This window comes from Methanomicrobium sp. W14, from assembly GCF_017875315.1.
In the GTDB taxonomy this organism is placed as follows: domain Archaea; phylum Halobacteriota; class Methanomicrobia; order Methanomicrobiales; family Methanomicrobiaceae; genus Methanomicrobium.
Map to the genome: position 1 here is coordinate 35,691 of NZ_JAGGMM010000002.1, position 12,899 is coordinate 48,589.

General features: G+C 44.6%; 12 protein-coding genes. 4 read left to right on the plus strand and 8 right to left on the minus strand.

The features are described 5' to 3' along the window. Positions 1 to 13: 13 nt before the first annotated feature. Complete coding sequence (locus J2128_RS06055) at positions 14 to 1,378, minus strand: MFS transporter (protein ID WP_209690254.1); 1,365 nt, start codon at positions 1,376 to 1,378, stop codon at positions 14 to 16. A 155-nt stretch (positions 1,379 to 1,533) separates the two neighbouring features. Between J2128_RS06055 and J2128_RS06060 the strand changes: the two genes are divergently transcribed. Further along, positions 1,534 to 2,226 (plus strand): hypothetical protein, encoded by a 693-nt coding sequence (locus J2128_RS06060; RefSeq protein ID WP_209690255.1) that lies wholly within the window; start codon positions 1,534 to 1,536, stop codon positions 2,224 to 2,226. Between the two features lie 53 nt (positions 2,227 to 2,279). Here the strand turns inward: J2128_RS06060 and rsgA are convergent, their stop codons facing one another. Continuing rightward, positions 2,280 to 3,380, minus strand: a complete 1,101-nt coding sequence (gene rsgA / locus J2128_RS06065) for a ribosome small subunit-dependent GTPase A (protein WP_209690256.1) — start codon at positions 3,378 to 3,380, stop codon at positions 2,280 to 2,282. A gap of 207 nt (positions 3,381 to 3,587) precedes the next feature. Here rsgA and J2128_RS06070 point away from each other — a divergent pair, with 207 nt between their 5' ends. Further along, on the plus strand, positions 3,588 to 5,039 hold the full coding sequence (locus tag J2128_RS06070) for an MFS transporter (RefSeq protein ID WP_209690257.1): 1,452 nt from the start codon (positions 3,588 to 3,590) through the stop codon (positions 5,037 to 5,039). 191 nt (positions 5,040 to 5,230) lie between these two features. Next, positions 5,231 to 6,175, plus strand: coding sequence for an ion transporter (locus J2128_RS06075; protein ID WP_209690258.1), 945 nt, complete (start codon positions 5,231 to 5,233; stop codon positions 6,173 to 6,175). 201 nt (positions 6,176 to 6,376) lie between these two features. Here the strand turns inward: J2128_RS06075 and J2128_RS06080 are convergent, their stop codons facing one another. The 6 genes from J2128_RS06080 to J2128_RS06105 all read right to left on the minus strand — a co-directional run bounded on the left by J2128_RS06080 (position 6,377) and on the right by J2128_RS06105 (position 11,284). Then, complete coding sequence (locus J2128_RS06080) at positions 6,377 to 7,183, minus strand: hypothetical protein (RefSeq protein WP_209690259.1); 807 nt, start codon at positions 7,181 to 7,183, stop codon at positions 6,377 to 6,379. 161 nt (positions 7,184 to 7,344) lie between these two features. Next, positions 7,345 to 7,893, minus strand: a complete 549-nt coding sequence (locus J2128_RS06085; protein ID WP_209690260.1) for a flavin reductase family protein — start codon at positions 7,891 to 7,893, stop codon at positions 7,345 to 7,347. A 198-nt stretch (positions 7,894 to 8,091) separates the two neighbouring features. Then, positions 8,092 to 8,841 (minus strand): ABC transporter permease, encoded by a 750-nt coding sequence (locus tag J2128_RS06090; RefSeq protein ID WP_209690261.1) that lies wholly within the window; start codon positions 8,839 to 8,841, stop codon positions 8,092 to 8,094. Between the two features lie 3 nt (positions 8,842 to 8,844). Then, positions 8,845 to 9,828, minus strand: a complete 984-nt coding sequence (locus tag J2128_RS06095; protein ID WP_209690262.1) for an ATP-binding cassette domain-containing protein — start codon at positions 9,826 to 9,828, stop codon at positions 8,845 to 8,847. Continuing rightward, complete coding sequence (locus tag J2128_RS06100) at positions 9,809 to 10,348, minus strand: PadR family transcriptional regulator (protein WP_209690263.1); 540 nt, start codon at positions 10,346 to 10,348, stop codon at positions 9,809 to 9,811. The genes J2128_RS06095 and J2128_RS06100 overlap by 20 nt, the downstream gene beginning before the upstream one ends. Before the next feature lie 279 nt (positions 10,349 to 10,627). Then, on the minus strand, positions 10,628 to 11,284 hold the full coding sequence (locus tag J2128_RS06105) for a TetR/AcrR family transcriptional regulator (protein ID WP_209690264.1): 657 nt from the start codon (positions 11,282 to 11,284) through the stop codon (positions 10,628 to 10,630). 124 nt (positions 11,285 to 11,408) lie between these two features. Between J2128_RS06105 and J2128_RS06110 the strand changes: the two genes are divergently transcribed. Further along, positions 11,409 to 12,833 carry an MDR family MFS transporter gene (locus J2128_RS06110; RefSeq protein WP_209690265.1) on the plus strand — a complete coding sequence of 475 codons (1,425 nt, stop codon included), beginning with the start codon at positions 11,409 to 11,411 and terminating at the stop codon, positions 12,831 to 12,833. The last annotated feature ends 66 nt before the right edge of the window (positions 12,834 to 12,899 follow it).

A 12,899-nucleotide genomic window follows, 5' to 3' on the forward strand; every position in this document is an offset into this window, starting at 1 on the left:
CCTTTGCCTGGTCCTAGACCCCTGAAGAATTCTCTTTACGGTCTTTCTTCTTTTTATCTATCAGTGCGGCAAGAGCCGAGAGGGCAAGGTATACAAATGCCAGTGCGATGTATGTATCCTTAAAATCAGAGAGGCCGTTTGTCTGTGAGTCCAGCATAACGCCTAAAACCGCCCCTCCTATAAGGGAGCCTGCGTTCAGGAGAATGTTTAAAAAACCCTGTGCCGAGGCCCTGTTTTTACGGCCCGATTCTTCCAGCATAAGGTAATATATCGCGTTTCCGGCGACTGAGGCGTTTCCTGCGCCTATAAGGATGATTGATAGTATAAACACCGTGATGTTCTGTGAAGTCCCGAGAATGAGCATTCCGGCGGCGGATATGATTCCTCCTGCCATAAGAACGGGTTTCGGCCCTGTGATGTCCAGGAGTTTTCCGATGATTACGGTTGCAATAAGGGATGAGACGGTGAAAGGTATGAGTATGTATGACCCTGCCGGGTCGGAGAGACCAAAAGCAAGTATTGCATAGGTCGAGAAGAAGTATGTTCCCGCACCTGCGAGATAGCCGAAAAGCGTTAATGCATAGCCTATGCAGGGGTTCTTTCTTTTGAGCATGTCAAGAGGAAGTATCTTTTCAGGTGACTTTTTTTCAGAGTGCAGAAAGAGGATTATTCCTGCCACGCAAACGATAACGGCGGATATCATCTCCCATGACAGGGGAAAACCACCAAACCCGGTTATGAACACGGAAAAGGCTGCTATCGCAACGCTCAGGGATATAACTCCTCTCCAGTCAGCGGTTTTCTTCTCTTTTATAGGACCGTCTTCCGGGAGGAGGAAAAAGCAGAAAAGAAGAAGTGCTGTTGCAACAGGAATGTTCGCCGCGAAAACCCAGTGCCAGTCGTACCCTTCCAGAAGACCCGCGACAAGAGGTCCTGTCGCGTAGACCATTCCGATTGCGACACCGAATATTCCTAGAACAGTTCCCCTGCTTTCGGTGAAATTGTCTCCTATAAGAATTATCGCAAGGACGGATATTCCGGCGCCTATGCCCTGGAGTGCTCTCCCGATGAGAAAAACCGGGTAGGACTCCGAGAAAAAGACTATTGCAAGACCTGCGAGAAAGGATGCTGTGCAGAAAAGGTAGACCTTTTTTCTACCGAAAAAGTCGGAGAGTTTTGCTACAATCGGTGAGAAGATGAGAAGGAACATCACCTCAATGTTTATCGCCCAGACTATGAGCCGTTCGCTTACACCAAACGATGTTTTGAGAGGATAAAGGATTGGTGAAACCGTTGAACCATCAAGTGCTATCATTATCGCCCCCAGAATTATCACTGATAAAACACGTGTTTTTATATTTATATCTGAAAAATTCATAAATATAATCAAAATATTAACACAAGAACAATAAAATTTTTCATTTGACTGAATGAAGAGTTTTTGGCGTCCGTCTTTAAGGTCCGTTTTTTATGGTAATGACCAAAAGTATCCAAAAAAAGGCTTCTTTTATAGTCTTGTGACAGAATAGAGATATGAAAAATACATATCTCGCGGCGGCAGTTCTGGTCTTACTTGCATTGTGCTTTTTGGCAGCAGCCGCAGTTTTATGCAGTTCTGGTGAAAGCACAGTTACAACCGGAGGCGAACTTTCGGACAACGGTCAGTCTGTAAAAAATATCCTTGATTTGTCTGATTCCGCAATCACGGAGTGGAGCGGTCTGCCAAGAGACAACTGGAGTTCTGAATTTCAGGAATATATAGATCTGGACAATACCACATATGAACTCCGGAATTATGAAAACGGAATAATCAGCTTAAATGATTTTCTTAACCCAGTCATTTCTTTTTTTGACGAAAACCCGCTAAAAGCGGATGAAATATACATCTGCCGGGAAGAATACAACGCTTATTTTGATTTTAAAAACGAAAATAATGAGAGTGCAGGAGATGCAAAATATGAATGCCTCTCACCGCAGGAATGCTATAAAGTTACGGCTTTTATGGCCGAAAACCAGGAATTAAAACAGATATTCGGTGCTACCGGATGTATCCCTGAATATGAAGAGTACTATTTCCTCTGCTATATTAAATGCAAATATGAATCAGGTGAAGAGGCCTATGTGGTGTTTTCGAATCACCAGGCAGTCTTTTATTACAATTACCAAAATGATGAGATAATAAGTATGTTTGATGACTGGTTTGACAAAATTCCAGAATATCATTGATATTTTTTTTGATAATTTGTCTTATTGTACCCAAAAGTTACTGCAATCAGTGCCTAGGTGAACCGGTCTTTCTTGTTTTTTATTTCCCTTGCCTGAATCTTTATCGCTTTCCATTTTTTCTTTTCGAAACGGTCAAGTCCGATTTCGGATTTCTCCTGTTCAAAGGTAAGCTCTTTTCTGAGTTTCAGGTAGTTTTCAAGGCGGGCTTCGGAAAGGATTCCGTCGTTTACGGCTTTTTTTACAGCGCATCCCGGCTCTTTTTCATGTCTGCAGTCGGAAAAACGGCACTCCCGGGCAAGTTCATCGATGTCGGCAAAGGTCTCGCTGAGTCCTTCCCCGGCAGTGCCTATTCCGACCTCCCTTAGTCCCGGGTTATCGATGACAACCGCACCGCTGTTTAAAACGAAGAGCTGGCGGACAGTCGTTTTGTGCCGCCCCTTTTCGTCCGACTGCCTGACCTGGCAGGTGTCCTGGACAGAGTCCTGTAGCAGCACATTGGTAAGAGTCGACTTTCCGACTCCCGAAGACCCGATGAGTGCAACGGTTTTGCCGGGCTGAAGGTAATTGTCCAGAAGTGGTATGCCGGTTTTGTTGAGGGCGCTTATCATGACGACAGGGACTTTTGCAGCGGCAGGTGAAATCTCCGGGAGGATTTCATCAGGATTCTCTGTAAGATCGATTTTATTGATAACAATTACAGGTCTTGCACCGGATGCATAAACAAGTGCGAGATAGCGTTCGAGGCGGCGGACGTTCAAATCGGCACCTGCCGAAGTGACAATGAAGACCGTGTCTATATTGGCTGCAATGACCTGGTCTAATCCGTCTTTTCCCACAGCACCGCGTCTAAATTCGGTTTTTCTTGGAAGGACGTTAACGATTGTAAAGGTTCCCGCTTCGGGCTGGTGGAGGACAACCACGAAGTCACCGACGGCAGGATTTATTCCCCTCTTTTTCAGGGCACCGGAGGTTTTGGCCTGAATTATGCCTTCCTCAGTGTATATTTCATAATGTGTACGCTGCCTGCATGAGACCCTCCCCGGAATATATTTTTCTGAGTAGGGTGAAAACGCCATTTCCAGTTCGTCGTCCCATCCAACGGCCCTCAGATTTTTATTGCTGTTTAACCCACTGAAAAAGTTGGGATTTCCCATAATATACAAAGATCTGAATTTTAAAGCCAAATATTCTTGCGGTTGAAAGCGTCATGGAAGGATAACGCCTTTCAAAGCCGTAATGGACTGAAGCAGAATTTGTTGAAGACAAGATAAAAAGCTTGGGTCTCATAGCTGTTCTTTTCGTATGCTGAAAAAAACTGATTAAATATGAATAAATATGAGAATATCTTTTAGAAGATAATTATGTCAGAGCAGTCCGCCGTCAGGCAGAGGATGTCGCCAAAAGAGCTTCTGATAGTTCTTGTGATATCTCTCGGCTCTTTTATGTCCGGTCTTGACGCAACTATCGTAAACATTGCTCTTCCTACTATAGGAAAAGCGTTTGACGTCTCGACGGTTACAGTATCGTGGGTCTTAAATGCGTACCTGATTATTCTTGTAAGTCTTCTTCTGGCTGCATCGCGTCTCGGGGACATGAGGGGGTACCGCAGGGTGTTTCTTATGGGCTTTGTCATATTTACTTGCGGTTCGGCCGCGTGCGGGATAGCTCCGACTCTTGGAATCCTTATAGCATCAAGGATGGCCCAGGCAGTAGGCGGAGCCGTTATTGCGGCTCTTGGTTCTGTTATGGTGACATCCTATCTTGCGTCGTCTCTTCGGGGGCAGGCCCTGGGGTTTGTTGCGATGTTTACGATGCTCGGTGCTGCCCTCGGCCCTGTTATCGGTGGATTTCTGACAAGCGTCTTTTCATGGCGTTTTATCTTTTACGTAAACCTTCCTGTGGGAATAATTGCAATAATCCTGGGACTTTATGTCCTGCCGCGTATTTCTCCGGCATCGCCGGACTCAAAACTCGATGCTCCGGGTGTTCTTTTCGCCTTCATCGCTCTGGGCACTCTCATATACGGTCTTACAACGCTCCAGAGCTCTTCGACGGTCAAGGCTGTTGCAGCACTGTTGATATCATTCATATTCTGGGGTGTCTTCTGGGTCCGTGAACGCCGCGCAGGTGAGCCTTTGATAGACTTAAATCTCTTATCCTCAAGGCCGTTTACTCTTCAGAACATTAACGTGATGTTAGTCCAGCTATGTATGGCAGGCGTAATGCTTCTTATGCCGTTTTATCTCGAACTTGTAAAGCATGTTCCAACGGACAATGCAGGGATGATTCTTCTTGCGCTTCCTGTCGGGATGATCCTGACTTCCCCAATTGCAGGTAGAATTTCGGATGTAATCGGCACCAAAAAGCCTATATTACTCGGGTTTGCGATGTGCGTACTTGCACTTTTCATGTTATCAACTCTGAGCGCCGAATCAAGCACAGGCCACGCGGAAATATACCTTTTCCTTCTGGGTGCAGGAACGGGTTTTGCCTATGCACCTTTAAACAGCGCCGTGATGGGTATTTCTCCTGAAAAATCACGCGGTCAGGCGTCAGGCCTTATAAAAATGATGACGAACCTCGGCTCTTCTCTTGGAGTTGCCCTTGTGATGCTTGTTGCAACGGCGGCTGTCGGGCCGAAGCTTGCCGAGGCTTCGGTTCATAGTCTGGATGCGGTCGAACTTGCGGGAGCTTTTGATGTCGCGTTTTTTTTCCTGACGTGCATAGAAGTCCTCGGGATAATTCTCATGCTTGCGGTAAAGGACGTTAAAAACGATTATTCGACGGAAGGCGATCCTGTGGCGGTTTACTGAAGATTTGAAAAGTAAAAACTCAAAAAAATTTTATGCCTTTTTTTAAGCCCAGGTCCCGTTTTGCGGTGAGGAAGCCGAAATCCCATGAAGGTCAAAAGTTAATATAAATCGGTACAATAACACTGTTATTAAAGTGCAGGGGCTTTTTTGAAAAAGCGGGTGTGCTGTAAAGAGTTATGGTTTAACTGCGGATGGCTTCTTCTGGCAAAAAATCAGGGATTAAGGCGAGGGTGCACGATGTACTTGAAAGCCCCCCTGAAAACGACAAATTCTCTTTGAATGTTCATATAGCTCTTGCTTTTGTAATTGTCCTGAATACAGTCTTTGTAGTTATATACACTGTTCCGTCTATAGCTGAAAAGTACTGGATTTTGATAAACGTCGTAATTTATTTATGTCTTCTTGTTTTTGCAGCGGAATATATCCTCAGGATGTGGTCGTGCACAGATGCACCGACGTTTAAGAGGAGGACCCTGGAACGCCTGCACTATGCAACCGGATTTTATATGATAATAGATCTGGTGTCGATAATTCCGCTGTTTTTCCCTTTCATATTTGCGAAGGACTTCACTCTTTTGCGGATATTCCGCCTTCTTTCGATATTCAAGCTGGGGCGTTATACGAGGCACGCGGATTCACTCAGGCTTTTGAAGCGTGTCTTCATAGAAAAGCGTGAAATATTCTCCATAATGGTTTTTTTTCTGGTATTTGTAATACTTTTTTCATCGACTATTATGTATCTCGTCGAAAACCCGGCGCAGCCGGATAAGTTTTCAAGCATCCCGGCTTCCATGTGGTGGGGGATAAATGCGGTTACAACCGTAGGATACGGGGATGTCGTTCCCGTGACCGCCCTTGGAAAGTTTCTTGCATGTTTTATAACTCTTGCGGGAGTCCTTATTCTTGCTCTTCCGTCTGCAATTCTTGCAACCGGCTTTATCGAGGAGAAACAGAAAGACATGAATCTGGAATCCTCCCGGTCACCTGAAAATATTGTGGAAATTTTGGAGAGGCTTTCAAAGCTTAAGGAAAAAGGTGACATTACAGAAGAGGAATTTGAAGGGATAAAAAAGAGTGCTATTAAAAAATACAAAAGTGTTCTGGAAGACGACTCTTCAAAAAAACACGGGAATTAAGTTAATTACTAAAAAGTTTCAGTTTCTGATTTATTAACGACGACCTGCATATTTCATATGACCGGCGGTTATGTGGTGAGTACCGTAAAAAAACGATTAAATTACACTGATATAACGTAAAATCCAAAGATTTGGGCAGGATTTTTTCAGAGTAAAATAATGGAATTTTGAATTAATCGGGTAAAAAAAGTTGAGTTTTTTTCAGGCCTGTTCAACGGAAACTGTCCAGTTGCCATCGCACAGTACATTCATAAGGTAATTGTTGCTTTCGTTTATCTTCATGGTAACGGTCCCGTTGTAAGGGCCTTCCATGAACGCAAGAGGCATTTCCCTGTTGTCGTCAAGAATTACGTTTCCGTAGTAGTCCATGAGCGAGACGGAAATAAGCCTGTTGTTCTCTGCATTTATCGTGAAGTTGTATTCTCCCTCGTTAATCTGGAAGAAAGGCGTTACCTTCGTCGCTGTTCCGGAGAATGTCTGAGGAACGATTCCGTTTATAACCTGCGGGAATTCGAATTCAAGAGTCCAGTTGGAGTCCGTTTTTACGCTGATGTTTGCACTTGATGCGTTTTCAAGCGAAAATGCATATGTCCAGTAATATTTTCCGCCTTTCATGGACGAGTTTCTGACACTCTCGTTGTACGAATTGGAGATATAGATTCCGTCTTTTTCGGTGTCTATGCTTACTGAACTTTCGTCAGGAGTGTCCTGCGTGAGCGTGAACATCGAAACGCCCTCCGGAAGTCTTACAGTGTCATTCTGGGGACCTTCTCCGACGAGCAGAGTAGTGTATGACATTGTAATGTTATCTGTTTCTGTTGGTTGTGCAGTCTGTTCCGCTGTTTCAGACGCAACAGGCGTAGCCGTCTCATTTTCTGCCGGTGTGACCTCCGTCTGTGTCGGCGAAGGAGTAGCGTTGTCAGTTGTTCCTGTGCACCCTGATGCAAGAACAGCTGCAAACAGGATTGCAATAAAAACTACAGACAAAATACCAAATCTTTTGACCATAAAAACTTTCTGTTAACATAGTATTTTTAACTTTATATACGAAAGCGGACTTTTTTTGAAAAAATGAGTCTTTATACAGGTGGATTCGCAGGGCTTTTTGATGCCTTTTACCGGAAAAATGGAGGAAGATTCGGTTTTTGTGGTTTGTTGCGGGCCTGTTTTTACATGCATTCGGGCCACTTGACCATTCTCTCCTTTAAATTCAGGATTTTTCCGTCGACTTCAAAAGTTCCGTCGCCTCTTGCGTGGAAGGTCCTTTTTTCGGTGTGGTCAGGGTCAGTCCATGCCTTTACTACCTCAAGGATAAACAGGCCGAATTTTTCCACAAGAGTGGTGTCTTCGACCCTGCATTCGAAGTTTGCAAAACATTCGGAAATCAGGGGGGCTTTCACCTTTTCTGCCGCAACAGGGGTAAGTCCGAATTTTTTGAACTTGTCAGTGTCCTCTCCTGAGCAGTTTCCTATGTCAACGGTCTTTTCGGCAAGTTCGACTGTCGGGACAGCTATAACGCATTCGCCGTTTTTTGTAAGGGCATTGAAGCTGTAGTCGCCCGGAACGATTATGCAGGCTATGAGGGGAGGTACGAATTCGACCGCCATGTGCCAGCTCATCGTCATTACGTTATTCACTCCGTTGTTTTCCGTTGTAACAAGAACAACCGGGCCTGGCTCTATCAGTTTGTAAACCTCTTCCAGGGGAAGTTCTATCATAAAAAGTCCGTAATCATATGACTATTTATACCTGACGCAGGTGAAATGAAAAAAAACAGTGGATAATATACCAGATTTTTGTTACCGGAAAGAATGGATTTATTTGCAGAAATTTCTGCATTAAAATCATTTAAATGAGTTTAAAAAAGAAATTTTTAATATTCTTTATTATTTGACGGAATTTATTTTGTGGACTTTTTAGATCTTTGTCCTTTTAAACAGGCATGCTCCTGCAAGGATCATAGCGACCGAGAATGCTCCTATGACAGCAAGACATATCAGGGGGTTAACCTGTGAGGCCCCGGTCAGCCCGTACCTTATTCCCTCAACACCGTATGTCAGGGGGTCTGCGAGTGTCAGCGATTTGAAAACCTCCGGCAGGCTGTCAATCGGAAACATCGCGCCCGAAAGCCCAAATATGGGAAATATCAGGAAGCTCATGATGAGCTGAAAACCGTTCATGTCCTCCATTGTTGATGCGATTGCAATCCCGAGGGCTGTAAACGAAATTCCTATGAGAACCATAAAGCCTGACGCAATCGCAAGTCCTGCTATGCCGGGGAATGCAAGGCCGATAAAGAGCGAAAGGACTAGAATTATTCCTCCCTGCAGGATTGCCGTTGTTGCACCGCCGAATGTCTGGCCGAGCATTATCTCGACCCTTGAAACAGGAGCGACAAGAGTTTCCTTCAAAAACCCGAACTGCCTGTCCCATATTACCTGAATCCCGGAAAATATTGACGTAAACAAAACACTCATGGCGACAATTCCGGGGAATATGAATCCCGTATAGTTTCCGCTGGTTCCTGGTATTGCAACAATAGAGTTTAACCCGAACCCGAGGATTATGAGGAAAAAAAGGGGCATTCCGAGACTCCCTACAATTCTGCTCTTTGACCTTAAGTACCTCCTGACACTCCTTAGCCAGAGAGTATAGATTGCTTCCATTTTTCAGTGCCTCCTTGCGCCGTGTCTCATTCTCATCCTGTCCTTTGAGTCGGCCTCCTCGTCGCGGATGCTCCTTCCGGTGTAATGCAGGAATACGTCCTCGAGAGTGGGTTTGTGCATGGACACTGCCGAAATTTTTACCTTTTTTTCCAAAAGGAAGGATATTATGTCGGTTAAGTGCTCTTCGGCGCATGAGAGCTTTATCACAAAGTAATCGTCGAAAAATTCGGTTTTGCCTTCCCCGAGGATGTCTTTTTCGTCGATCTTCTGCCTGTAGTCAGGTGAGTGTATCGTTATTATGTCGCCGCCTATCGTGTTCTTCAGGTTTTCCGGGGTATCTAGTGCGACTATTTTTCCCTGGTCTATAATCCCTATTCTGTTGCACAGCCTGTCCGCCTCCTCCATGTAGTGCGTCGTGATTATAACCGAAATTCCTATGTCTTTGTTGAGCTTTTCGATGTACTCCCAGAGGTAGTTTCTTGTCTGCGGGTCAAGACCGAGTGTAGGTTCGTCGAGAAAGAGGACCTTCGGTCTGTGAAGAAGACCGCGGGCTATCTCAAGGCGTCTTCTCATTCCTCCTGAGAAGGTCTTTACAAGGTCATCTTTCCTTTCGTAAAGACCAACGAGTTTTAAAAGTTCTTCAGCTCTTTTGATTCTGGTGTCTTTAGGGATTCCATAGAGCCTTCCGTGAAAGTCCATATTCTCCCATGCTGTCAGTTCTTCGTCAAGGCTCTGGTCCTGGAATACGATTCCTATGGATTTTCTGACGCCGTCCTCGTCTTTTGCGACGTCGTGGCCGTTTACCTCGGCTTTTCCTGACGACGGCTCTTTCATGGTGGAAAGCATCGATATTGTCGTTGTTTTCCCGGCCCCGTTGGGGCCTAAAAGCCCGAAGATCTCGTTTTCTTCTATGTCAAATGAGATGCCGTCGACAGCCGTAAAGTCACCGAATTTTTTTGTCAGGTTTTCAACTGTTACTGCTTTCATCAGGTATCAGCTCTTTTAGTTCTTTCAGGTATTTTTCAGTCAGATCTCTGGCTTTTTCTTCATGTTCGGGTGTAATTTTGTCAAGGGTGTGTCTGATCTCAAAAAGTGTCTCTGCTGGGACAGGACATTTTTTGTCCACAATCTCGGAGAATATCTTTCTGAAGAGATATACCCTTTCTTCGGTGCCTTTTCTGTGTTGAATTATTTTTTCAAGCTTTTCTTTTCCTTCATTCGTTATTTCGTAGATGTTTTTGGAGCGGGCTCCCGTCCCGGCTATCCTGATAAATCCGTCCTCTTCCATGTTCTTCAGTGTCGGGTACAAAGTCCCCTTGCTCGGGCTCCATACTCCTCCTGTCTTTTCGGACAGCTCTTTTATGATGTCATAGCCGCTTTTTGGCTCTTTTTCAAGGGTGTGGAGAATATATATCCCTATAAATCCCCCGTGCCTTCCATGCCTCCGGGCTTCGTCAGGAGTGAAATGCCTGTGAAATCCGTGGAATTCAAAATCTTTTTCTTTCATCTCATGTCTTTCCTGTTTTATCTCATTATAGTTCGCAATAGCACTGTTCTATAAAGTACTATTATAGTGAATTTGTATTTATAGTTTTTTTTGAGTGCATACCTGTGAATGAGTGCGGGGTAAAAACGGAGCGGATGATATGCTGATAACCAATGGTTAAGGCGCATTTTTTTCCATGTAAACTAATACCCTGAAATAAGCGTATTTTAAGGTATAATCAAAAAAATTGTATTTCTTTAAAAGTTTTCCGGAGATTTGCTTTATTTGTCCTGATATTTTTTAAGAATGGTCTGAATGCAAAAGGGGTAAGAAAATATCATCAATAATTTCAGCAACAGTTTCATCCGATATTGGTTCCTGAGTCAGAAGGATTTCATACCTCAATAAATCAAAGGGCAGCGATATTACCCGCGGACTGATTTTTTCCAGGTTTATCTCACCCCTGAGTTCGGCATTTTTCAAAATCGCAACCATGGCGGAGTTGAATTTTCCTGTATTCCTCAGGTTTTTTACCCGCGGAAAAGACAAGATAACTTCGTGTCCAAAATTTTCGGCCAGAAGCCCGTGTATCGTTTCAGCCCCTATAGCCTGCAGGGGTTTTACTGCGTTTTTGAGCAGAATAAGCAGGTCAGAACGCAGGTCACCAGTATCCGGAACTTCATCCGGGATTTTTGGGGCATATTTGCGCAGTACAGCAATGACAAGCTTTGTTTTGCCCGGCCAGCGCCGGTATACCGCAGCTTTGTTAGTCTTTGCACGCTTTGCTACCGCTTCCATTGTAAAATGCCTGTAGCCTGATTCAAAGAGCTCGTTTTTGGCTGCCTGAAGGATGGCATCTTCAAGAACCTCACCGCGTCTGCGTTTTGCTGAAGAGTGTTTGTTTTGTCCTGCCGCCTGTTCGGACTGCGAAAAATTCTCTTCTTTTCCTTTGTTCAACTGCTTTCTCCTCTTTTCAAATTCTATTATGTTGCATTTTCCTTAAGTATAATATACCCCTCTGTCCATATTATTAGATACGGTACGTTCCGTATCTTAATTAACTCTGAAGGAAATATTTCGTATGGCGGAAAACAATACAGTTTTTTCAAAGTCTCAAAAAGAAAAAATAGACCCTTTTGTGATGAAAGCAGCCGTTGTCCTGGCAGCGGGAAGTATTGTACCTCTGCTTGATTCGACTATGGTCAATGTGGCCGTTAATTCTGTTGCTGTTGACCTGAGTACTACTGTGTCTGTCATTCAGTGGGTTATTACAGGGTACATGCTGGCCATGGCCCTTGCTATACCTGTCTCGGGCTGGGCCGGCAGTCGTTTTGGAGGAAAACGGGTTTATATTTTTTCGTTAATTCTGTTTCTGGCAGGTTCAGTACTTTCTTCTCTGTCATGGAACGCCGAAACACTGATTGTATTCCGGCTCATTCAGGGTTTTGGTGCAGGGCTGATGTTTACGACTATGCAAACCCTGCTTGTTCAAATCTCAGGCGGCGAGCATCTGGGTCTTTTGATGTCATATGTAAGTATTCCCGCTGTAATGGGTCCTGTCCTTGGGCCTGTACTTGGAGGTTTTATTGTAAGCAGCCTTAACTGGCGCTGGATTTTTTACGTGAACATCCCTGTAACCATAATCGCGGTTCTGCTGACCTGGTATGTAGTGCCCGGGGATAAAAAATCTGATAATGAGTTTTCAATGGACTGGCCTGGCATATTTCTGCTTTCTCCGGCTATTGCAACCATAATATACGGAATTTCCATGGTCAGTTCCGGGGGAGGATTTGCAGGCAGTGCAGTCCTTGTGCCGCTTGGTATAGGTATTTTGCTTCTGGGGGTATTCGTTGTCCGTTCTTTGAACCTGAAAAAAAAGCCTGTACTGGATTTGCGTCTCTTCCGGTCGAAAAATTTCTCGGCCTCCTGTATTCTGCTTTTTCTTCTGGGAGTTGTTTTGAACGGGGCTATGCTTCTTCTTCCTCTGTATTTCCAGCAGGTTCGTGGTGAAAGTGTTTTGTATACAGGCTTACTGCTGATACCTCAGGGAATAGGGACCCTGCTTACAAGGGGATGGTTCGGGAGGCTTACCGACAGCTTTGGTTCACGTCAGATAGTAATGGTAAGCCTAGTTATGACCGTATTGGGTACGCTTCCGTTTGCCTTTGCAGATGAGGCTACCAGTCCGTTGTTGCTTGCGGCTGCTCTTGTTCTGCGTGGAGCTGGGATTGGCGGGCTCTTCAGTCCGGTTATGGTCTCAGCCTATGTCGGAATTGAAAAAGAACATATTTCTGATGCCAGCATAGCGACAAGAAGCCTGCAGAATATAGGAGGTGCATTCGGGCCGGCGGTTCTGGCTACAGTTGTCGGGTACCAGCTACAGGGCGACTTCGTATATAGCGTTCGGGATATTGCAGGTGCATACAATGCCACTTTCTGGTGGTTGATAGTCTTAACCATAATCGGGCTTATTCCGGCTTTGTTTTTGTCAGTACACAGAAAATAGTGGAGAAAAAAAGATTTGTAAACCGGCCTGGAGGAAAAGAATAAAGATTCAGTAATCAATTTATTT